The sequence below is a fragment of the Streptomyces sp. NPDC097595 genome, assembly GCF_044761525.1.
Lineage (GTDB): Bacteria > Actinomycetota > Actinomycetes > Streptomycetales > Streptomycetaceae > Streptomyces > Streptomyces drozdowiczii_A.
Map to the genome: position 1 here is coordinate 1 of NZ_JBIWCN010000001.1, position 22231 is coordinate 22231.

A 22231-nucleotide genomic window follows, 5' to 3' on the forward strand; every position below is an offset into this window, starting at 1 on the left:
GACGCGACAGCCGGGCCGTCAGCCTGCCCGCACCCGTCACAACAAAGCGAAACAGCCCACCAGTTGACCTGATGAGCCGTCACGAAACTTCGAGGTTAATGCTCATTAACTACAGGGAAGGTCCCCGCAAGCGCTTGTTAAGCAGGTGACTTGCGGGGATTTCTCGTTTCCGAAACTCGCACCCCTTGCCCCGCCCGCTGAGGCCCGGAACGATTGAGCGCGCAACCCGCTGACGACGAGGGGAACGCCCGTGAAGGTGACCATGCTCGCGACGACATGCGATAAAAAAGACTGCCCGACCATCTACAAGACCGATCGCGGAACGATCCTCGTGCAGGGTGAGACGCCTGTCGACCACGGGCTCACGATCCCCGCTCACGAAAACCTGGTCGAGATCCCGCTGTCGCTGATCCGTGAAGCGTTCGGAGACTCGCTCAGTGGCTGAGACTCTGGGGGATTTGTTCGACAGCTTCCAGCGCGAAGCCTTCCGGCTCGAAACACTGGACGACTACAGCCGATCGGGCAGCGTGGATGCCTACCAGTCATTCATCGCTGGGCAACCGAAGCCCGCCGACTACAACGCCGACTGGCTGGACGAGGTGCGGGGGCACGTCGAGGCGGGACGACGCGTCTACCGCGTGCACGTTCTATCCCGTCCGTTGACGCCGTACCTGCGGTTCGAGTTGGGGTGGGGGTACACCACGAACGCCACGGCCGGCGAAGAGTTCTTCATCCTGGACGCGACCGGACAACCCGATCTGGCGGTAGGGGTCGGCGACTTTTGGCTGTTCGACTCGGCAACGGTGGCCGCCCTGCGATACAGCGACGACGGCAGGTTCACCGGGGCGGAAGTGCTGCCGGAGCACCAGGGCGCGCAGTACGCCCAGCACCGGGATTTGGCGCTGTCTCGCGCTGTTCCGTTCGCGGACTGGTGGGCGAAGTACGGCGAGTGAACCGATCGGAGCTTGGGGCCGCGCTGCGGGCGCTGCGAAACGCTTCCGGGAAGGAAGCCAAGGCGGTCGCCCGTGGCGCGGTCATGTCCGCAAGCAAGCTGAGCAAGATCGAAACGGGAAAGCAGTCCCCCAGCGCCGACGATGTGGACCGGATCCTGACCGCGATCGGGGTGTCGGACGACGTCAAGGCCGAGTACATGGATGCGGCACGGGCTGTCGCCACCGAGGCCACCGCATGGCGCCTCATTCAGCGCGCGGGACTTCGCAAGGCCCAACAGCGTTTGCGCGAGACGGAAGCGCGTACGGGCCTATTGCGCGTGTTCCAACCTGCCCTGGTGCCGGGGCTGCTGCAAACCCCGGAGTACATGCGCGCAATCCTGTCCCGTCACGACGACCTGACAGCGGACACGGTGCGCCGGACCGTGAGCGCACGGCTCGAACGGCAAGAGGCCCTGTACAACGACGCCAAACGGTTCGAGTTCGTGATCACGGAACCTGTACTTCGGTGGCTCATCGTCCCGCACATGGTCATGGCCGGGCAGCTAGACCGGATTGCCTCAGCGTCACGTATGCCGAACGTGGATGTTCGAGTAGTGCCGCTGGCAGGCAGAAAGCACGACATCGCCAATCACGCGTTTGTCATCAGTGACGATCGGACGGCGAGCGTGGAGACCGTACACGCCGAAGTGGTAGTGACCGACCCCCAGGACGTGGCGCTGTACGTCGCGAAGTTCGACGGCTTCGCCCAATCGAGTGTGCGGGGGAACGAGCTGCGCGCACTGCTGGAATCCATTCGCGATGACCTGTTGCGGCAACGGGAAAGCAGCTAGCAGGCCCTCGGCTTGCACCCGCACGATGGGGTCACCGAATACCACGAGCAGTAGCGGGAGTATCCATGTCGAGCAGCGCAACTCCGGCACCCCTTGAGTACCCCATCGAGCTGCCGTTCGGCGACCCGCCCGAACCCGTTCCCGTCGAAGGGTGCGCGCTATGTGCGAATCAAGCGCAGCAGCGGCAATGGGCGCGAGCCAATGGCGATGCGAGCAAGGCCACCGATCTGAACGTGCGGATGCGGCGCCATCAGCGGGCAGACCACGCGTGAGGGCCGTGATGCGCTATGTAGACCACACCATCACCCATGTGCCGGACGGCGGGGTCACAGCGGAGCTTTTCTGTGTCGCGGTCGGTTGCGACGCCTCCTCCGGGCCCCAGGGCAACCCCGACGATGCGCAGGACTGGGCGCTTCGCCACGCGGGCCGCAACCCGGACCACGCACTCTTCCGACGCGAGCACACCGACCATGCCCGTGTGACCCGCGCTGAATGACTCCGGCCGGCTGAGCGACGGCATGCATCAAGGCTCAGCAGACCGGTACCGGCCCCGTTCGTGTGCTGCCCCCGTGGCGCATGGGCGGGGCTTCTGGCGTTTCTGCAGGTCAGGGGCGCTTAGGGGAGTGAACAACACGCCTCCGCGCGCTGGTAGCAGTCGACGTTGGTGCCCATCGCGAGGTGCGCGCCGTGCCAGCGCGGCGAGGCGATCTCGCGGCGGACCAGTTCCGGGGCGTTGACCTTGACCACGATCTGCGAGTCGAAGCCGAGCCCGGTGTCGAGGTCGAGATAGCTGTGGGTCTTGCGGGCGAAGCAGTAGACGCAGGCGTGCGTGCAGCCCCGGTACGGATTCACGGTCCATTCGAACGGCATCCGGGAGGCGCCGGGCACCCGGTTCACGATCGAACGGGCCCGGATCTCGTGGAAGGTGATGCCCCGGAATTCCGGGGTGTCGAAGGTGCGCGTGGTCACCGCGTCGGCGGCGAAGAGCGCACCCGTACCGCTCGTGGGGTGGTTGGCGTTGTCTTCAGCCAGATTGTCCCAGCGCATGGACGCCTCCTCGGTAGTTCTGGACCGAGAATAGAACACTTGTTCCCATGATCGTTTTTTCCCCTTCGTCCCGCCCCGGATTTTGAGCCGGACACACAAGGTGGTTGGCTCAGCACACCCCCGAAGAACCGAGTGCTGGAGGAGCAGGCATGGCGCAGGTCGAAGCCACGACGGAGCGGATCATCGCGGCGGACGCGGAGGCGGTGTTCGACGCGCTGGCCGACTACAAGGACGTGCGCGGCAAGGTGCTCCCCGCCCACTACAGCGAGTACGAGGTGCGCGAGGGCGGCGACGGCGAGGGCGCGCTCGTCCACTGGAAGCTCCAGGCCACCAGCAAGCGGGTGCGCGACTGCCTCCTGGAGGTCACCGAGCCGACCGACGGTCAGCTCGTGGAGACGGACCGGAACTCCTCGATGGTCACCACCTGGACCGTCACGCCGGCCGGCGAGGGCAGGTCCAAGGCCGTCGTCACGACCGTGTGGAACGGCGCCGGGGGTATCGGAGGCTTCTTCGAGAAGACCTTCGCGCCCAAGGGCCTCGCCCGCATCTACGACGAGCTGCTGGCCAACCTCGCGGCCCAGGTCGAGAACTGACCCCACGTCGTCACCGCCCGGCCTCACCGGTTCGGGTGGTCTTTGCGGCGGGGCGGTGGTGCGCCGTAGTGCCTCCGACCGGGGATTACGCCCCCTGAGTGCGCCGTCAGCGCCCCCCGTCGCGTTTGCCCTCACTTGTCGTGCGATGCGAGAAATGGGCGGCAGCGCGACGAGGGGAGCGGCACGTGGTGGGTGGCATCACACTGTTGGAGGACGAGCCCGGCGGCCCGGGGGACGCCGAGGCGGCGCCCGCACCCGCCCCGCCCCCGCCGCCTCCCGCCGCGACGGAGGCCCCCGCCGGTGCCCCGTCCGACGGCGGCGAGACGGACCCCCGCCGCATCCGGCTGGTCTTCGTCGGGCTGATGCTCACGCTCCTGCTCGCGGCGCTCGACCAGATGATCGTCGCCACCGCGCTCCCGAAGATCGTCGGCGAGCTGCACGGCCTGGAGAAGATGTCCTGGGCGGTCACCGCCTATCTGCTCGCCTCCACGATCGGACTGCCGGTCTACGGGAAGCTGGGCGACCTCTTCGGCCGCAAGGGCGTCTTCCAGTTCGCCATCGTCGTCTTCGTCGTCGGCTCCGCGCTGGCCGGCTGGTCCCGCACCATGGACCAGCTCATCGCCTTCCGGGCGCTCCAGGGCATCGGTGGCGGCGGGCTGATGATCGGTGTGCAGGCGATCATCGCGGACGTGGTCCCGCCCCGCGAGCGCGGGCGCTTCATGGGGCTCATCGGCGCCGCCTTCGGCCTCGCGTCGGTGGCCGGTCCGCTGCTCGGCGGCTTCTTCACGGACCACGCCTCCTGGCGCTGGTGCTTCTACATCAACGTGCCGTTCGGCCTGGTCACCCTCGCCGTGATCACCGTCGTCCTCAAGCTCCCGCGGCCCACCGTCCGCCCCCGGCTCGACATCCTCGGCGCCGCCCTCCTCGCCGCCGCCTCCACCTGCCTGGTGCTGCTGACCAGCTGGGGCGGCACGGAGTACGCCTGGGGCTCGGGCACCATCCTGGGACTGGCCGCCGGAGCTGCCGGAACGACTCTGCTGTTCGTCCTCGTGGAGCGCCGCGCCGCCGAACCGATCATCCCGCTCCGGCTGTTCCGCGACTCGATCTTCAACGTGACCGCCCTGGTCGGCGCGGTCGTCGGCGTGGCGCTGTTCGGCGCGGCCAGCTATCTGCCGAGCTTCCTGCAGATGGTCGACGGGGCCACCGCCACCGAGTCCGGTCTGCTGATGCTCCCCATGATGGGCGGCGTCGTCGGCGCCTCCGTGATCTCGGGCCAGCTCATCTCCCGCACCGGGCGCTACCGCGTCTACCCGATCGCGGGCAGTGCGATCTCGGCGTTGGGCATGTATCTGCTGTCCCGGCTGGAGACCGACACCCCGCGCTTCGAGTACAGCATCGCGCAGGCGGTCCTCGGCCTCGGGATCGGGATGATCATGCCGGTCCTGGTCCTCGCCGTGCAGAACTCCGTGCGCCCGGCCGACCTGGGCACCGCCACCAGCGCCAACAACTACTTCCGGCAGATCGGCGGCAGCGTCGGCGCCGCCGTCTTCGGCACCCTGTTCGCCGGCCGGCTGGCCGACGCGCTCGCCGTCCGGCTGCCCTCCGGGGCGGACCTCCCCGACCCGGAGTCGATCAGCCCGCAGCTGGTCCACACGATGGAGCCCGCGCTGCGGGACGCCTATATCCAGGCGTACGCCGACGCGATGCCCCGGATCTTCCTCTACCTCGTGCCGGTCCTCGTGCTCGGCCTGTTCTTCGCCTTCTTCCTCAAGGAGAAACCGCTGGTGTCCCACAGCCCCGAAACCACCGCAGGCCCCGAAGCCACCACCGAGTACACCCCGATCCCCTCCGCCCGCACCGACACCACCGCCCCGTCCGCCGGCTACCTCTCCGGCGTCCCGGTCTCCGGCAGCGTCCAGCACTCCGACGGTACGAAGGTGCCGCGCGCCGCCCTCACCCTCATCGACGTCCAGGGCCAGCAGGTCGGCCGGGGCGCCAGCGGCGACGAGGGGCGGTACGCGCTCAGCGTGCCGGGCGCCGGTTCGTACGTCCTGATCGCCGCCGCCGGCGGCCACCAGCCGCAGGCCGTCAGCGTCACCGTCGGCGAACGGCCGGTCGAACTGGACGTGGTGCTCGGCGGCGCCGGCCGGCTCGCGGGCACCGTCGTCACGGCGGACGGGGCGCCCGTGCGGGACGCGGCCGTCACGCTCACCGACGTACGCGGCGAGGTCGTCGCCTCCACGCGCAGCGGCCGCGAGGGCGGCTATGTGATCGGCGAACTGGTCGCCGGCGAGTACACCCTCGCGGCCTCCGCCCCGGCGTTCCGGCCCGCCGCGCTCCCGGTCAGCGTGCAGGCGGCCCGGGAGACCCGGCAGGACATCGAACTGGCCGGCGGTGCCGTGCTGCGCGGGATCGTCCGGGCCACCGCCGGGCGGCCCGTCGAGGACGCCCGGGTCACGCTCCTGGACGCGGCGGGCAACGTCGTGGACACCGTGACCACAGGACCGGACGGCGCGTTCCGCTTCGTGGACCTGTCCACCGGCGAGTACACCGTGATCGCGGCCGGCTACCCGCCCGTCGCCACGGTCCTCCAGGTCGCGGGCGGCGGTCGCACCGAGCGCGACCTCCAGCTGGGCCACGAGGACTGACCCCCTCAGGGCCTTTCGGTGCGCCCCGGAGCGCGCGGGGCGCACCACCCCCGTGGGGGATTCCGCCGATGACCCGCGGACGCCGGTCGCATCCCCGTACCGTGGAGTCACGCGCCGCGGAATGCCGCGGTGAGGAAGGAGCCTTCCCCTCATGGACCTCGGTGTGCCGCCGCAGAGGACACCACTGCCGGGTGACGGCACGGCGGGCCGCGTGCCGCTCGCCGTGGCCGTGGTCGATGCGGAGGGGCTCGTCTCGCACTGGTCGTCCGGGGCGAGAAGGCTCTTCGGAATCGCCCGCGAGGAGGCGGTCGGCTGCCCGGCCGGTGAACTCCTGCCCGTCTCCGGCGTGTTGGGGGCGAACGGCGCACCCGCCCAGTACGACGAGGGCCCCGCGCTCGACAGCTCGCTCAGCGGGGACTTCCCCTACCCGGCGTCGGGCCGGGCCCGCCTGGACGAGCCCGGGCACGGCCGGATCGACGTGCTGTGGTGGGCCTACCCGCTCGCCGGCCCCGGACCGGCCCGGCTGCTCGTGCTCGCCGCCGACTGCGGCCCGCTGCGCGGCGTGGAGGAGGGCGAGGGCGGTCCGGCGCGTACGATCGCCCCCGGCTTCGCCCTGCACACCGACTTCCCGGGCCACGCCGAGCTGTCCGCGCGGCTGCCGGAGATCCTGCCGAACATGAGCGTCCAGGAGGCGACCCACATTGTCGCCCAGGTGCTCGAACTGGGCTACCCCGTCCTGGAGTTCAGCCACCACGAACGCATTCCCGTCACCCCGGACTGGGGCGTGCCCAAGCGCGCCGGAGGGCTGCCGGTGCGCGAGGAGCGGTACGGCGACGAGGCGCAGGTGGTCCCGCAGCGCACCGTGCCCCGGCCCGAGTTGGACCTCGAATACGCGGCGGTCCGCGAACGGCTGGAATTCCTCAACGAGGTGAGCGGCCGCATCGGCACCTCCCTCGACCTGGAACGCACCATCCGCGAGGTCACCAGCGCCGCCGTCCCCCGCTTCACCGACTTCGCCGGTACGCATCTGCGCGCCGCCGTCCTCGCCGGTGAGGGGTTTCCCGACGGACCGCCCGACGTCACCACCGTCTGGCACCGCGTCTGGGTCGAGCACAACGACGAACCGGGCCGCTGGGACGACACCGTGCCCGTCGGCGAGGCCATCGCCTTCCCCGAACACACCCCGTTCTTCCAGTGCATGGTCACCGGCGAGCCGGTCATCGTGCCTCATGTGAGCGAGGAGCTGAGCAACCGGATCTCCGGCGAGTTCGAGAAGCGGGACCTGCGCCCCCTGATCACGCACCGCTCGCTGCTCATCGTGCCGCTCAAGGCCCGCGACGTGGTCCTCGGCTTCATGGTCCTGATGCGCCGCCCCGGCCGCGAGCCCTTCGACGACATGGACCGCACCACCGGCGCCGAACTCGCCGCGCGCGCCGGGCTCGTCCTGGACAACGCCCGCATGTACACGTACCAGGAGAACGTCGCGGAGACGCTCCAGGACAGCATGCTGCCCAAGGTCGAGCCCCGCATGGCGGGTTGCGACATCGCGACCCGCTATCTGCCGGGCACCCGGCTCGGCCGGATCGGCGGCGACTGGTTCGACTCGGTGAAGCTCCCCGGCTCGCGCACCGCGCTGGTCGTCGGGGACGTCATGGGCCACGGGCTCAACTCGGCCGCCATGATGGGGCAGTTGCGGACCGCCGTGCTGACCATGGCCACCATGGAGATGCCGCCCGCCCAGCTCCTGCGCCATCTCGACGACCTCGCCCAGCGCCTCGGCGAGCAGTACCTCGCGACCTGCCTGTACGCGGTCTACGACCCGATCGCGGGCGAGCTCCAGATCGCCAACGCCGGTCACATCCCGCCCGTGCTGGTCCGCGCCGAGGACGGCCGGGCCGAACTGCTCGACCTGCCGACCGGGGCGCCCATCGGCGTCGGCGGGGTCGCCTTCGAGACCGCCACCGTGCGCGTGCGCCCCGGCGACCGTCTCGTCCTGTGCACGGACGGGCTGGTCGAGGTGCGCGGCCAGGACATCGGGGCCGGGCTCGCCGCGCTCTGCGCCTCCGCCGCCCACCCCGCCGCCTCCATGGACGACGCCTGCGACACCATCATCCGCGCCCTGAACACCGGCGGCGGCCGCAAGGACGACGTCGCCCTGCTGATGGCCCGGCTCAACGGCATCGCGGACGAGGACGTCGCCGAGTGGCAGCTCGCCCTGGACCCCCGCGAGGTGTCCCGGGCCCGCCGCCTGGTGCGCGGCCAACTCCTCGACTGGGAGCTGCCCGACGCCGTGGAGGCGGCCGAGCTGATGGTCAGCGAGCTGGTCACCAACGCCTTCAAGCACGGCCGCACCCACCACATCGGGCTCCGACTCGTCCGCACCGACGCGCTGCTGTGCGAGGTCAGCGACGACGAACCGGCCCCCGCCTCGCTCCTCGGTGTCACCGACAGCGACGAATTCGGCCGGGGCCTCATGGTGGTGAGCAGCCTCGCCAGGGAGTGGGGCACCAGCGGCACCGGGCACGGCAAGACCGTCTGGTTCGAGCTGGCCCTGTCCCGGGTGCCGCGCCCGCGTACCAACAGCCGTAGATCGTAAGAAGGTTGTGTCCGCACCCTTGCCCCGGGGCACCTCTGGGCAGTAGTCCCTGGCTGAGCAGGATGAGCCTGTACGACGGGACTGGGGAGTACGCATGGGTGTGTCACCGCAATACCGCGAGGCGTGGGAAGGCTACTGGGCGTCCACCTCCCACGAGCCCGGTGACGCCATCTGGGACTCCGGCCCGGATCTGAGCGCCGTACCGCACAGCCGGCTGCTCCTGCCGTACGCCGACGCCACCCTGCCCGTCGTGGACCTCGGCTGCGGCAACGGCACCCAGACCCGCTACCTCGCCTCCCTCTTCCCCCGCGCCCTCGGCGTGGACCTCTCGGATGCGGCGATCGAGCACGCCCGGAAGGCGGACCCGGGGGAGACCGCCGCGTACGAAAGGCTCGACCTCACCGACGCCGACGCCGTGCGCGCCCTGCACGCGCGCACCGGCGACACCAACGTGTACATGCGGGCGGTGATCCACCAGAGCGACCCCGAGGCCCGCCCCGCTGTCGCCGCCGCCGTCGCCACGCTCCTCGGCACCCGGGGCCGGGCCTTCGTCGCCGAGCTGACCCCCGCCTCCAAGGACGTCCTGCAACGGGCCGCCCATGGCCCGGGCGGGCCGGGCCCGAAGCTGCGCCGGGTCTTCGAGCACGGGCTGAAACCGGCGAGCGCCACCGACGAGGAGGTCCCGCAGCTGCTGGCGGCCGCCGGGCTGACCGTCCTGGACAGCGGCGACACGGTCCTGCCGCAGACCGAGAACCTGCCCGACGGAACCCGGATCGACCTGCCCGCGAGGTGGTTCGTGCTGGCCACCGGCTGAGACCGGGCGCCGGGGGCCCGCGCGGCCCCCGGCCTCAGCTCCCCGTGTCGTCCCGCAGCAGCGCCATCAGGGCCCGCGCCCCCGGGCTCAGCGCCCGCGCCTCGGGAAGCACCACGGCACTCTCGTAGAACGCCTCATCGGCACCCTCGGGCCGCACCGCGACGAGTCCGCGCGCCTCGGGCTTGCGGGAGAAGTGGTGCGGCACGAGCGCGATGCCCAGCTGCTCGTGGACCAGCTCCAGCAGGCTGTGCACGTCGGTGACCTCCAGGGCCACCGTGCGCCGCACCCCGGCCGCCGAGAACGCCGCGTCGGCCGCCCGGCGCGGACCGAAGTCCGGGTGGAAGTCGATGAACGGCTCACCGGACAGCTCCGCCCAGGCCGCCCGGTCCGCCTCCGCCAGCCGGTGGCCCGGCGCGCACAGCAGCACCATGGGCTCCCGGGCCAGCGGGACCAGCTCGCCGCGCCAGCCCACCGGGTCCACCGTCGCGGCGAACGCGATGTCGAGCCGGCCGCCCGCCACCCCCTCCACCAGCCCCGCCGTGCCCTCCTGGCGCAGCCGGATCTCCATGTGCGGGTGGGCGTGGTGGAAGGCGGCGAGCAGCCGGGGCAGCCGCAGCCCGGCCACGCACTGCTCCACGCCCACCGACAGGGTCCCGCGCAGCAGCCCCCGTACCGCGTCGACGGCCTCCTTCGCGGCCCGCACCCCGGCCAGCGTGCGCTCCGCCTCGACCAGCAGGGCGCGCCCCGCCTCGGTCAGCCGTACGCTGCGCGTGGTCCGGCTGAACAGCGGCGTCCGCAGCTCCTGCTCCAGCGCCCGTACGGAGGCGGAGAGCCCGGACTGCGAGACGGCGACCCGCTCCGCCGCGCGGGTGAAATGCCGTTCCTCGGCGACGGCCACGAAATGTTCCAGCTGGCGCAACTCCATGATTGAGAACTCTAGGCCCTGAATCCAAGCGGAATCTCCTGTTGGACTACTGGATCGAAGTGAGCCAGCCTGGGGGTGTCCTGCCGGTCGTGGCCGGACCACCTCGCTTATGGAGCCCGCATGTACATCCCGTCCGCCGACCGCTACGCGAGCATGCCCTACCGGCGCACCGGGCGCAGCGGCCTGAAGCTGCCCGCCCTCTCGCTCGGCCTGTGGCACAACTTCGGCGGGGACCGGACACCCGAGACCCAGGGCGAGATCCTGCGCAGGGCCTTCGACCTCGGCATCACCCACTTCGACCTGGCCAACAACTACGGCCCGCCGCCCGGCTCCGCCGAGAGCGCGATGGGCAAGGCGCTCGCCACGGACTTCGCCGCCCACCGGGACGAGATCATCGTCTCCACCAAGGCCGGCTACCTGATGTGGGACGGCCCGTACGGCGAGTGGGGCTCGCGGAAGAACCTGCTGTCCTCGCTGGACCAGAGCCTCACCCGGCTCGGCCTGGACTACGTGGACATCTTCTACTCGCACCGGCCCGACCCGGAGACCCCGCTCGAAGAGACCATGGGCGCGCTCGACGCGGCGGTGCGCCAGGGCAAGGCGCTCTACGTCGGCGTCTCCAACTACTCACCCGAGCAGACCCGCGAGGCCGCCCGCATCCTGAAGGAGCTCGGCACCCCGCTCCTGATCCACCAGCCGCGCTACTCGATGCTCGACCGCCGCCCCGAGGACGGCCTGCTCACCGCCCTGGACGAGCTGGGCGTCGGCTCCATCGCGTACTCCCCGCTGGAGCAGGGCATCCTCTCCGACCGCTACCTCAACGGCATCCCGGAGGGCTCACGCGCCGCCGGCAACAGCCCCTTCCTGTCGGTCGAGGCGGTCACCCCGGACCTGGTGTCCCGGCTGCGCGAACTCAACGAACTCGCCGCCGCGCGCGGCCAGTCGCTCGCCCAGCTGGCCCTGGCCTGGGTGCTGCGCGGCGGCCGCGTCACCTCCGCCGTGGTCGGCGCGAGCAGCGTCGCCCAGCTGGAGAACAACGTCGAGACGGTCCGGAACCTGGACTTCACCGACAAGGAACTCAGCCGGATCGAGAAGCTGCTGAAGGGCGCCAAGCGCGGCTGACGCCGCCCGGCCCCGGCGGCCCGCAGCGGTCGCCGGGGCCGTCATTGGAATGGACCTGTGGCGTGCTCGGCACCCCTGGCCTGCGCGTTCATCGGCGCGTACCGTGTGACCGCATGAAGATCCTCGTCAGCGCCGACATGGAAGGCGCCACCGGCGTGACCTGGCCGGCCGACGTGCTGCCCGGCACGCCGCAGTGGGAGCGGTGCCGCTCCCTGTTCACCTCCGACGTCAACGCCGCCGCCCTCGGCTTCTACGACGGGGGAGCGGACGAGGTGCTGATCAACGAGGCCCACTGGACCATGCGCAACCTGCTCCTGGAGAGACTGGACGACCGCGTCCAGATGCTCACCGGCAAGCACAAGTCGCTCAGCATGGTCGAGGGCATCCAGCACGGGGACGTCGACGCGGTCGCCTTCGTCGGCTACCACACGGGCGCCGGTACGGAGGGCGTCCTCGCCCACACCTACCTCGCCAACTCCATCACCGGGGTCTGGCTGAACGGCGTCCGGGCCAGCGAGGGCCTGCTCAACGCGCACGTCGCCGCCGAGTACGGGGTCCCCGTCGTCCTCGTCACCGGGGACGACCTGACCTGTGTGGACGCCGAGGGGTACGCCCCCGACGCGGCGAAGGTGGCCGTCAAGGACTACGTGTCGCGGTACGCCGCCGTCTGCCGCACCCCCGCCCGTACCGCCGCCGACATCCGGGCGGCCGCCGCCCGGGCCGTCCCCCTGGCCGGGCGGTACACACCGGTGGAGGGCGGCCCGTTCACCGTGGAGCTGGAATTCGACGCCGAGCACCTGGCCGCGGCGGCCACCGTCGTACCCGGTGTGGCGCCCAGCGGCGAGAGGCGGGTCTCCTACACCAGCGCGACGATGTACGAAGGTATCCGCACGTTCAAGGCGGTGACGACGATCGTCTCGTCCGCCGTGGAGGAGCAGTATGGCTGAGGCGACCGCCCCCCAGGACTCCGTCGACACCCTGGCGCTCGACGAATCGGTGACGTTCACCTCCGAACTGATCCGCATCGACACCACCAACCGGGGCGACGGCGACTGCCGCGAACGCCCCGCCGCCGAGTACGTCGCCGAGCGCCTCGCCGCCACCGGCCTGGAACCCGCGCTCCTGGAGCGCACCCCCGGCCGCACCAACGTGGTCGCCCGGATTCCCGGCACCGACCCGTCCGCCCCCGCCCTCCTGGTCCACGGCCACCTCGACGTGGTGCCGGCCGAGGCCGCCGACTGGACCGTGCACCCCTTCTCCGGCGAGGTCCGCGACGGGACCGTGTGGGGGCGCGGCGCCATCGACATGAAGAACATGGACGCGATGGTCCTCGCCGTCGTCCGGTTCTGGGCCCGGGCCGGTATCCGCCCGCGCCGCGACATCGTCATCGCGTACACCGCCGACGAGGAGGCCAGCGCGGCGGACGGAGCCGGCTTCCTCGCCGACCGGCACGCCGCGCTCTTCGACGGCTGCACGGAGGGCATCAGCGAATCCGGCGCCTTCACCTTCCACGCCGGGCCCAACATGCCGCTCTACCCCATCGGCGCCGGCGAACGCGGCACCGGCTGGCTGAAGCTCACCGCCCACGGCAAGGCCGGCCACGGCTCCAAGGTCAACCGGGCCAACGCCGTCACCGCGCTCGCCGCCGCCGTCACCCGCATCGGCGAGCACGAGTGGCCCGTCCGGCTCACCCCCACGGTCCGGGCCGCGCTGACCGAGATCGCCGCGCTCCACGGCATCCACCCGGACCTGGACGCCCCCGGCTTCGACGTGGACGAACTCCTCGGCAAGATCGGACCGGCCGCGGCCCTCGTCGCCCCGACCGTCCGCAACAGCTCCAACCCGACGATGCTGGACGCCGGTTACAAGGTCAACGTCATCCCGGGCCACGCCACCGCCCACATCGACGGCCGGACCGTCCCCGGCGGCGACGAGGAGTTCCACGCCACCCTGGACCGGCTCACCGGACCCTCGGTCGACTGGGAGTTCGCCCACCGCGAGATCGCCCTCCAAGCCCCGGTCGACTCACCCACGTACGGCAAACTCCGGGCCGCCATCGAGCGGTTCGACCCGGACGGGCACGTCGTGCCGTACTGCATGTCCGGTGGCACCGACGCCAAGCAGTTCTCCCGGCTCGGCATCACCGGCTACGGCTTCTCGCCGCTGAAGCTGCCCATCGGCTTCGACTACCAGGCCCTCTTCCACGGCGTGGACGAACGCGTCCCCGTCGACGCGCTGCACTTCGGCGTCCGGGTCCTGGACCACTACCTGCGTACCGCCTGAACCACTCGGGGGAGACCCACACCCATGCCCACCGCACAGCCCCACGGCAGCTGGCCCTCACCGATCGACGCCGCACTGGCCGCCTCGCACGACGGCCGGCCCGAGTACACCGGCCCGGTCGGCGACGAGCTGTGGTGCACCGAACCGCGCCCCGCCGAGGCCGGACGGCGCGCCCTGGTCCGCCGCACCGCAGACGGCACCACCACCGAACTGCCCGCCCCCTGGGACGTCCGCAGCCGGGTCATCGAGTACGGCGGACAGCCCTGGGCCGGCATCGCGCGGGCGGAGGGCGGCCCGCTGGTCGTCTTCGTCCACTTCGCCGACCAGCGGCTGTACGCCTACGAGCCGGACGGCGACGGCGAACCCTGGCCGCTCACCCCCGTGTCCCCCGTCGGCGGCGGACTGCGCTGGGTCGACCCGCGCCTCCACCCGGACCGGGGAACGGCCGGTGAGGTGTGGTGCGTCCTGGAGGAGTTCACCGGCGAGGCGCCCACCGCGCTGCGCCGGGTCCTCGCGGCCGTGCCCCTGGACGGATCGGCGGCCGACGACCGGTCGGCCGTACGCGAACTTGAGCACGGGCGGCATCGGTTCGTCACCGGCCCCGAGGTGTCGCCGGACGGGCGGCGCGCCGCCTGGATCGGCTGGGACCACCCGCGCATGCCCTGGGACGGCACCGAGGTGCTGGTCGCGGACATCGGCGACGACGGCACCTTCCACGGCGCCCGGGCCGTCGCCGGCGGCCCCGAGGAGTCCGTGCCCCAGGTCCAGTGGACCGCCGACGGGCAGCTGCTCCTGGCGAGCGACCGCAGCGGCTGGTGGAACCTGTGCCGGCTCGACCCGGACACCGGCGAGACCCGGGAGCTGTGCCCGCGCGAGGAGGAGTTCGCCGGGCCGCTGTGGAAGATCGGGCTCGTCTGGTTCCGCCCCCTGGACAACGGGCTGATCGCCGTCCTGCACGGCAAGGGCACCACCACCCTCGGCATACTGGACCCGGAGACCTGCGAACTGGTCGACATCGCAGGCCCCTGGACCGAGTGGGTGCCGACGCTCACTGTGCGCGGCTCCCGTGTCACCGGGGTCGCCGCGAGCCCGCACAGCGGCTACGAGATCGTGGAGCTGGACACCGCCACCGGGCACACCCGGATCATCGGCACCCCGCACGAGGACGCCGTCGACCCCGCGTACTACCCGGAACCGGCCCTGCGGACCTTCAGCGGGCCCGGCGGGCGCGAGATCCACGCCCAGATCTACCCGCCGCGCAACCCGGAACACACCGGTCCCGAGGGTGAGTTGCCGCCCTACGTGGTGTGGGCACACGGCGGTCCGACCGGGCATGCCGCCCTCGTCCTCGATCTGGAGATCGCCTACTTCACCTCGCGCGGCATCGGCGTCGCCGAGGTCAACTACGGGGGCTCCGCCGGATACGGCCGCGCCTACCGCGACCGGCTGCGCGAGCAGTGGGGCATCGTGGACGTGGAGGACTGCGCCGCCGTCGCCGGGACGCTCGCCGCCGAGGGCACCGCCGACCCGGACCGGCTCGCCATCCGGGGCGGCAGCGCCGGCGGCTGGACCAGCGCCGCCTCGCTGACCGGCACCGACGTCTACGCCTGCGGCACCATCATCTACCCCATCCTCGACCTCGCGGGCTGGGGCACCGACGAGACCCACGACTTCGAGTCCCAGTACCTGGAATCGCTGGTCGGACCCCTCGCCGAGGTCCCCGAGCGCTACCGGGAACGCTCCCCGGTCGGCCGCACCGACCGGCTCACCGTTCCGTTCCTGCTCCTCCAGGGCGAGGCCGACCCCATCTGCCCGCCCGTGCAGTGCGAGCGTTTCCTCGCCGCCGTCGAGGGGCGCGGCATCCCGCACGCGTACCGCACCTACCCGGGCGAGGGCCACGGCTTCCGTCGCGCGGGCACGATGATCGACGCGCTGGAGTCCGAACTCTCGCTGTATGCCCAGGTGTTCGGCTTCGACCGGACCGATGTGCCCACCCTGGAGCTGAAGCGGTGACCCTCACTCCACTGACCCGCCCCGCCCGGCTGCGCCCCGGGGCCAGGGTCGCCGTCGTCTCGCCGTGCGGGCCCGTCCCCGCCGACCGGCTGGACCCCGGCCTGGACTTCCTGCGCGGCTGGGGCCTCGACCCCGTACCGATGCCCCATGTGCTGGACGTGCACCGGGAGTTGGACTACCTCGCCGGTGCCGACGAGGCCCGGGCCCGGGACCTCCAGGACGCGTGGTGCGACCCTTCCGTGGACGCGGTGATCTGCGCGCGCGGCGGGTACGGGGCGCACCGCATGGTGGACCTGGTGGACTGGGCGGCGGTGCGGGAGGCCGGGCCCAAGGCGTTCGTCGGCTACAGCGACGTCACCGTGCTCCACGAGGCGTTCGCGCTGCGGACCGGGTTCGCCACGCTGCACGGCCCCATGGTGGGGACCGAGACGTTCCTCAAGGACCCGCGCACCCAGGAGTCCCTGCGGGCCACGCTCTTCGACCCGGGGACGCAGCTGACCCTGGGCCTGGAGGAGGCGCGGGCGCTGGTCCCGGGCCGGGCGCGCGGCATCACCTACGGCGGCTGTGTGAGCCTGCTCGCCGCCGACCTGGGCACCCCGCACGCCCGCCGTTCGGCCCGGGGCGGGCTGCTCGTCATCGAGGACACCACCGAGGACCCGTACAGCCTGGACCGCATCCTCACCCAGCTGCTGCGGGCCGGGGCGCTCGACGGCGTCGCCGGGGTGGCCTGCGGGTCCTGGGCGGGGTGCGGGCCGTATGAGCGGGTGCGGGCGGTGCTCGCGGACCGGCTGGGTGCGCTGGGCGTCCCGGTCGTGGAGGAGCTGGGCTTCGGGCACGGGCCCACCGGGCTCACCGTCCCGCTCGGGGTGCCGGCGGTGCTGGACGCCCCGGCGGACGGTGGCCCGGCCACCCTCACCGTCGAGGTGCCCGCACTGCTCTGACCTGCCGACGCGACCGCCCCCGTCACCCGAATGGCCGAACATCTCCGCCGGTCGGGACGGGGGCGGAGCCATGCTGGAGCCCCGGGGCTACGGCCGTACATGGGCCGGGAAAGGGGCTGCTCATGAGCCCGAAGGACGTGTCGAGCAGCGGGAAGAGCGGGGCCTTCACCCCCGCCCGCATCCTGGTCCTCGTGATCGCGGTCCTCTCGATCGTGTTCATCGCCGAGAACACCAAGGACGTCGAGGTCCGCCTCATCGTCCCGCTGGTGACGGCGCCGCTCTACGTATGGCTGATCGTGATGTTCGTGGCCGGCATGGCGTGCGGCGCGTACGTCTTCCGCAGGCGGCCCAAGTAGCGGCGCGGGCGACGGCCGTACGGGACAGGGCTGACCGGCCCTGCCCCGTACGGCCGTTCTAAGCTGGGACGATGTCCGACACCCGCCATCTCGCCGAGGGGCCGCGCACGGCGATCCGCCCCTTCACCCTCGGCGACGCCGACGAATTCACCGCCCGGGCCCGGGAGAGCGCCGCCCTGCACCGGCCCTGGCTCTTCCCGCCCGCCACCCCGGAGACGTACGCCGCCTACGCGGGTGTGCTCATCGAGGACCCGACGAAGGCCGGGTTCCTCGTGTGCGAGCGGGACGGGGCGCACGGGGCCGGGGCGATCGCCGGGTTCATCAACATCAACAACATCGTCGCCGGGGCCTTCCGCTGCGGCGCCCTCGGCTACGGCGCCTTCGCGCACGCGGCCGGGCGCGGCCTCATGGGCGAGGGGCTGGAACTCGTCCTGGACCACGCCTTCGGGCCGCTCGCCCTGCACCGCCTGGAGGCGAACATCCAGCCGGACAACGCGGGGTCGATCGGGCTCGTGCGCCGGGCGGGCTTCCGGCTCGAAGGCTACTCACCGGACTTCCTCCACATCGACGGCGCCTGGCGCGACCACGAACGCTGGGCGATCACCGCCGAGATGCGCTGACCGCCCGACGCCGGCTACTTGACCAGGCTCCGTGCCGCGTCCGCGATGTGCGTGCGCGAGATCCCCGCCGCGTCGAGCAGCTCCGCCGTGGTGCCGGACCCCGGGAGGTTGCTCCCGGCGAGGTGGACGAAGCCCGGGTGGCTGCCGGACTCCGCGAGCGACGACAGCACCGCCTCGCCGATGCCGCCCTCGGGGTGGTGGTCCTCGACGACGACGAGGGCGCCGGTCTCCCGGGCAGCGAGAGCGAGCGCGTCGGCGTCGAGCGGCTTGACGGAGTAGAGGTCGATGACCCGTGCCCGTACGCCCTGCTCGGCCAGCAGGTCGGCGGCGGCCAGGCACTCGTGCAGCGTGACCCCCGCGCTGACCAGGGTGACCTGGTCGCCGTCCCCGTGGCGCAGGGTCTTCGAGCCGCCCACGGGGAACGTCTCCTCGCCCCCGTACAGCACCGGGTAGGCGCCGCGCGTGGTGCGCAGGTACGAGATGCCGTCGAGGTCCGCCATCGCCACGGTGAGGGCCGCCGCCGAGGTCGCGTCGCTCGGGTAGAGCACGGTCGAACCGCGCACCGCGCGCATCATCGCCAGGTCCTCGACACCCATCTGGGAGGGCCCGTCCGCGCCGATCTCCACCCCGCTGTGCGTACCGCAGAGCGCCATCGTGATGTCCGAGACGGCCGCCATGCGGATGAAGTCGTGCGCCCGGGTGAGGAACGCCGCGAAGGTCGTCGCGTACGGGCGGAAGCCGCGCACGGCCATGCCGACGGCCTCGGCGACCATCTGCTGCTCCGCGATGTACGTCTGGAAGAAGCGGTCCGGGTACGCCTTCTTGAAGTCCTCCGAGTGCGTGGAGTTGCCGACCTCGGCGTCCAGGGCGACGACCTCGGGGCGCCCCCCGAGCGCCACCAGCGCCTTGCCGAAGGCGACCCGGGTGGCCACCTCGTCGCCCTTCTCGAAGCGCGGCAGCTCCACGGTGCCGCCGGTGCGCTTGACGGCGGGCGCGGCCTTCGGCGGCCGGGGGCCCGCCACCCGCAGGTCGCGGACGCCGCCCAGCTCCTCGATCGCGCGCTCGGCCAGGTCCTCGGGCAGCGGCTTGCCGTGCCAGCCCTCCTTGTCGGCGACCTCGCTCACCCCGCGCCCCTTGACCGTCTTCGCGACGATCACGGTGGGGGCGCTGCCGTCCGCCGCCGTCTTCAGGGCCTTGTCGACCTCGGTCAGGTCGTGGCCGTCGACCACGAGGGCGCGGCAGCCGAACGCCTCCACGCGGCGCGCGTAGGTGCCGGTGTCCCATTCCAGCTCGGTGGGTCCCGACTGGCCGAGGCGGTTGACGTCGATGATCGCGGTGAAGTTGCCCAGCTGGTGCTGCCCGGCCTTGTCCAGGGCCTCCCAGACGGACCCCTCGGCCATCTCGCTGTCGCCGCACAGCACCCAGACCCGGTACGGCTGGTTCTCCAGGTCCCGCCCGGCGAGCGCGATGCCCACCCCGTAGGCGATGCCCTGGCCCAGCGAGCCGGTCGCCACGTCCACCCAGGGCAGCTCGGGCGTGGGGTGGCCCTGGAGGCGGTGGCCGAACCGGCGGTACGTCGTCATCAGCTCCTCGTCGGTGATGGCACCGGCCGCCTTGAACATGGCGTAGAGGAGCGGCGAGGCATGGCCCTTGGAGAAGACCAGGTGGTCACCGGCCGGGTTCTCGGGCGCGTTCCAGTCGTACCGCAGATGGCGGGTCATGAGGACCGCCATCAGGTCGGCCGCCGACAGGCTGGACGTGGGGTGCCCGGACCCCGCCGAGGTGCTGGCGCGCACCGAGTCCACCCTCAGCTGCTGGGCGAGCTCGAAGACCTCGGTGAGATCGCTGTCGGGGCCGAGCGTGGTCTGTTCGCTGGTCATGGGCCGGACCTTTCGCGTGAGGGCGGGACGACGGAACGGGTTCCCGAATCCGCGCGGTCCATCACCTTCCGGGGGCAGGTTGCCCCCATCGGGCGCCCGGCCCGGCGTCACCGCCGCTTGTAATTGATCTTCATCGTGTCCATGTCCGTCGCCGTGGACCGCAGCTCGCCGTGCCCGTACCCCGCCTCGCGCAGCGTCGTCTGCGCCCGGTCCTCGGCGATCGCGCAGGCCATCTCCTCGCCGTCCCCGGCGTCCGAGACGACCACATAGCGGAAGCTGAAGTGCTTGAGGACCCGGTCGTAGGTGAGCGACCCCTCCTCGGTGAACTGCATTCCGGCGAGCCCGTGCTCCTCGACCTCGGCCAGCAGCCGCTCGCGCGCCGCGTCCGTCAGATCCTGGAACGTGCCGCGCACGATCACCCGGTAGGTGTGCTGCGTACTCATCTGTCGCGCTGTCCCTCTCGCCTGCCGCTTCCGGTGTCCGCAGCGAGCGTACGGGGGTGGTGAGCGGGACGGAAACGGAATTCCGGGCGCCGAGACACCCCTTGTCGGGGCGGCGACCGGCGTGTTCCATGGTCATCGGGGGGCGCCCGGACCTGTGGCGGCCCGCGCGAGGGAGCGAGGTTGCCTTGGCCACCACCGTACGACGTGCCGTCCTGACCCTGCCCGCGGCGGCGACCGGGCCGGAGAACCCGCTGCCCGCGCTGCGGCCGCTGGACGAGACGCACGTCATCGAAGACCGGGACCGGGCCGGGCTCCCGCGCGACATGGCCCGCCAGCTCGGCCACGCTCCGCTGACCACCGTGCTGCCGGTCCGCCTCCTCGACGGCTACGGGCGCGAGCGCGTCCCCGCGGACCTCGACGCGATCGTCATCGAGAACGACCACCTGCGGGTCACCGTGCTGCCCGGCCGCGGCGGCCGGATCCACTCCCTCGTCCACAAGCCGGCCGGCCGCGACCTCGTGTACACCAACCCGGTCCTCCAGCCCGCCGACTTCGCGCTCAACGGCGCCTGGTTCTCCGGCGGCATCGAGTGGAACATCGGCGCGACCGGGCACACCACGCTCTCCTGCGCCCCCGTGCACGCGGCGCTCGTCCCGGCGCCCGACGGCGGCGAGATGGTCCGGCTCTGGGAGTGGGAGCGGCTGCGGGACCTGCCGTTCCAGGTGGACCTGTGGCTCCCGGACGACTCCGCGTTCCTGCACGTCGGCGTACGCATACGCAACCCGCACGAGCAGCCCGCGCCCGTCTACTGGTGGTCCAACATCGCCGTCCCCGAGGACGCGCGCACCCGGGTGGTCGCGCCCGCCGACGAAGCCTGGCACTTCGGGTACGAGCGCGCCCTGACCCGGGTCCCGGTCCCCGAGAGCGGCGGCACCGACCGCACGTATCCGCTGCGCAGCGAGTACCCCGCCGACTACTTCTACGAGGTGCCCGACGGCGCCCGCCGCTGGATCGCCGCCCTGGACGAGCAGGGCCACGGCCTCGTCCAGACCTCCACCGACCTGCTGCGGGGCCGCAAGCTGTTCCTCTGGGGCAGCGGGCGCGGCGGGCGGCGCTGGCAGGAATGGCTCACCGAGCCCGGCACCGGCGGCTACGCGGAGATCCAGGCCGGACTGGCCCGCACCCAGCTGGAACACGTCCCGCTGGAACCGGGCGGCGAGTTCAGCTGGCTGGAGTCGTACGGGCCGCTCGCCGCCGACCCCTCCGTCGTGCACGGCGACGACTGGGCGGCCGCCCGCGCCGAGACCGAGCGGCGGCTCGCGGACGCCCTGCCGCGCGCCGACGTGGACGCCGCGTACGACGCCTGGCGCGCCCACGCCGACGCCGAACCGGGCGAACGCCTCGCCACCGGCTCCGGCTGGGGCGCCCTGGAGGTGCGCCGCGGCCGGTACAAGCTGCCCGGCACCCCGTTCACCGACGACACGCTGGGCGAGGAGCAGGCCCCCTGGCTGGAGCTGCTGGACCAGGGCACGTTCCCCGGCCCCGAGGGAGCGGTCCCCGGCCCCTCGCTGGTCTCCTGGCACTGGCGGGACATGCTGGAGACGGCCCCCGCCGAACCGCACACCGAATTCCACCTCGGCATCGCGCAGTGGCACGCCGACGACCGCGCCCAGGCGGTCCGCAGCTGGGAACGCGGTCTGGCCACGGCCGCCTCGCGCTGGCCGCTGCTGCGCTGCCTGGCCGTCGCCGCCCTGGTGAGCGGCCAGCGCGAACTGGCCGCCGAGTATTACGCGGAGGCGTTCGACGGGCTGTGCGCCGAGCGCACCGAAGACGACGAGGCCTGGACCGCCGCCAGCGCCGCGCTGGGCCGGGAGGCGATCGAGGCGCTGCTCACGGCGGGGCGTCCCGGTGCGGCCCGCACGGTGTGGGCGGGGCTGCCCCCGGAGGTCCGGGCGCGCGGCCGGTTCCGGCTGCTGGAAGCGCGGTTGCTGATCGCGGAGGGCCGGAAGGACGACGCGAAGGCGGTGTTCGACGCGGGCTTCGAGGTGGCCGACCTGCGCGAGGGCGCCGAGATCCTTGAGGAGGTGTGGCAGCGGCTCACGGACGAACCGCTGCCGGACCCGTACGACTACCGGATGCGCCCGCGCACCTGACAGGAGAACCACTG

General features: G+C 72.2%; 19 protein-coding genes and 1 pseudogene. 16 read left to right on the forward strand and 4 right to left on the reverse strand.

The window, feature by feature from the left end:
- The first annotated feature begins 250 nt into the window (after positions 1-250).
- The 4 genes from ACIQZN_RS00005 (at position 251) to ACIQZN_RS00020 (ending at position 2055) form a co-directional block, all read left to right on the forward strand.
- Entirely contained in the window at positions 251-445 is a 195-nt protein-coding gene (locus ACIQZN_RS00005) for a hypothetical protein (RefSeq protein WP_403985901.1), read from the forward strand.
- The gene (locus ACIQZN_RS00010; protein WP_403985904.1) at positions 438-953 is read left to right on the forward strand and encodes a DUF6879 family protein; all 516 of its coding nucleotides are present in this window, start codon (positions 438-440) and stop codon (positions 951-953) included. Before ACIQZN_RS00005 ends, ACIQZN_RS00010 begins: the two co-directional genes overlap by 8 nt.
- Entirely contained in the window at positions 950-1783 is an 834-nt protein-coding gene (locus ACIQZN_RS00015) for a helix-turn-helix domain-containing protein (RefSeq protein WP_403985907.1), read from the forward strand. Before ACIQZN_RS00010 ends, ACIQZN_RS00015 begins: the two co-directional genes overlap by 4 nt.
- A gap of 65 nt (positions 1784-1848) precedes the next feature.
- The gene (locus ACIQZN_RS00020) at positions 1849-2055 is read left to right on the forward strand and encodes a hypothetical protein (RefSeq protein WP_403985910.1); all 207 of its coding nucleotides are present in this window, start codon (positions 1849-1851) and stop codon (positions 2053-2055) included.
- 364 nt (positions 2056-2419) lie between these two features.
- Here the strand turns inward: ACIQZN_RS00020 and ACIQZN_RS00025 are convergent.
- Positions 2420-2830: pseudogene (locus ACIQZN_RS00025) on the reverse strand (radical SAM protein); the annotation flags it as partial.
- 149 nt (positions 2831-2979) lie between these two features.
- On the opposite strand from ACIQZN_RS00025, the gene ACIQZN_RS00030 reads away from it, so the two are divergent.
- The 4 genes from ACIQZN_RS00030 to ACIQZN_RS00045 all read left to right on the forward strand — a co-directional run bounded on the left by ACIQZN_RS00030 (position 2980) and on the right by ACIQZN_RS00045 (position 9481).
- Positions 2980-3423 (forward strand): SRPBCC family protein, encoded by a 444-nt coding sequence (locus ACIQZN_RS00030; protein ID WP_403985913.1) that lies wholly within the window; start codon positions 2980-2982, stop codon positions 3421-3423.
- Between the two features lie 185 nt (positions 3424-3608).
- Positions 3609-6071 carry an MFS transporter gene (locus ACIQZN_RS00035; protein WP_403985916.1) on the forward strand — a complete coding sequence of 821 codons (2463 nt, stop codon included), beginning with the start codon at positions 3609-3611 and terminating at the stop codon, positions 6069-6071.
- Positions 6072-6222: 151 nt separating this feature from the next.
- The gene (locus tag ACIQZN_RS00040) at positions 6223-8667 is read left to right on the forward strand and encodes a SpoIIE family protein phosphatase (protein ID WP_403985919.1); all 2445 of its coding nucleotides are present in this window, start codon (positions 6223-6225) and stop codon (positions 8665-8667) included.
- Between the two features lie 94 nt (positions 8668-8761).
- On the forward strand, positions 8762-9481 hold the full coding sequence (locus ACIQZN_RS00045; RefSeq protein WP_403985922.1) for a class I SAM-dependent methyltransferase: 720 nt from the start codon (positions 8762-8764) through the stop codon (positions 9479-9481).
- A 34-nt stretch (positions 9482-9515) separates the two neighbouring features.
- On the opposite strand, the gene ACIQZN_RS00050 is transcribed toward ACIQZN_RS00045, so the two are convergent.
- Positions 9516-10406, reverse strand: a complete 891-nt coding sequence (locus tag ACIQZN_RS00050) for a LysR family transcriptional regulator (RefSeq protein ID WP_403985925.1) — start codon at positions 10404-10406, stop codon at positions 9516-9518.
- A gap of 120 nt (positions 10407-10526) precedes the next feature.
- On the opposite strand from ACIQZN_RS00050, the gene ACIQZN_RS00055 reads away from it, so the two are divergent.
- The 7 genes from ACIQZN_RS00055 (at position 10527) to ACIQZN_RS00085 (ending at position 17741) form a co-directional block, all read left to right on the forward strand.
- On the forward strand, positions 10527-11528 hold the full coding sequence (locus ACIQZN_RS00055) for an aldo/keto reductase (RefSeq protein WP_403985927.1): 1002 nt from the start codon (positions 10527-10529) through the stop codon (positions 11526-11528).
- A gap of 113 nt (positions 11529-11641) precedes the next feature.
- Positions 11642-12475, forward strand: coding sequence for a M55 family metallopeptidase (locus ACIQZN_RS00060; RefSeq protein ID WP_403985930.1), 834 nt, complete (start codon positions 11642-11644; stop codon positions 12473-12475).
- Complete coding sequence (locus ACIQZN_RS00065) at positions 12468-13811, forward strand: M20/M25/M40 family metallo-hydrolase (RefSeq protein ID WP_403985933.1); 1344 nt, start codon at positions 12468-12470, stop codon at positions 13809-13811. Before ACIQZN_RS00060 ends, ACIQZN_RS00065 begins: the two co-directional genes overlap by 8 nt.
- A 24-nt stretch (positions 13812-13835) precedes the next feature.
- Positions 13836-15824 (forward strand): prolyl oligopeptidase family serine peptidase, encoded by a 1989-nt coding sequence (locus ACIQZN_RS00070; protein ID WP_403985936.1) that lies wholly within the window; start codon positions 13836-13838, stop codon positions 15822-15824.
- Entirely contained in the window at positions 15821-16765 is a 945-nt protein-coding gene (locus tag ACIQZN_RS00075; protein WP_403985939.1) for an LD-carboxypeptidase, read from the forward strand. The genes ACIQZN_RS00070 and ACIQZN_RS00075 overlap by 4 nt, the downstream gene beginning before the upstream one ends.
- 122 nt (positions 16766-16887) lie before the next feature.
- A complete protein-coding gene (locus tag ACIQZN_RS00080; RefSeq protein ID WP_403985942.1) occupies positions 16888-17121 on the forward strand; it encodes a DUF1049 domain-containing protein in 234 nt (77 codons plus the stop codon).
- A 71-nt stretch (positions 17122-17192) separates the two neighbouring features.
- Positions 17193-17741 carry a GNAT family N-acetyltransferase gene (locus tag ACIQZN_RS00085; protein ID WP_403985945.1) on the forward strand — a complete coding sequence of 183 codons (549 nt, stop codon included), beginning with the start codon at positions 17193-17195 and terminating at the stop codon, positions 17739-17741.
- 14 nt (positions 17742-17755) lie between these two features.
- Here the strand turns inward: ACIQZN_RS00085 and ACIQZN_RS00090 are convergent, their stop codons facing one another.
- Together ACIQZN_RS00090 and ACIQZN_RS00095 are read right to left on the reverse strand one after the other, a co-directional pair.
- A complete protein-coding gene (locus ACIQZN_RS00090) occupies positions 17756-19621 on the reverse strand; it encodes a transketolase (protein WP_403985948.1) in 1866 nt (621 codons plus the stop codon).
- A gap of 107 nt (positions 19622-19728) precedes the next feature.
- On the reverse strand, positions 19729-20064 hold the full coding sequence (locus ACIQZN_RS00095) for a DUF6204 family protein (RefSeq protein ID WP_403985951.1): 336 nt from the start codon (positions 20062-20064) through the stop codon (positions 19729-19731).
- Between the two features lie 185 nt (positions 20065-20249).
- Here ACIQZN_RS00095 and ACIQZN_RS00100 point away from each other — a divergent pair, with 185 nt between their 5' ends.
- Positions 20250-22217, forward strand: coding sequence for a DUF5107 domain-containing protein (locus tag ACIQZN_RS00100; protein ID WP_403985954.1), 1968 nt, complete (start codon positions 20250-20252; stop codon positions 22215-22217).
- The last annotated feature ends 14 nt before the right edge of the window (positions 22218-22231 follow it).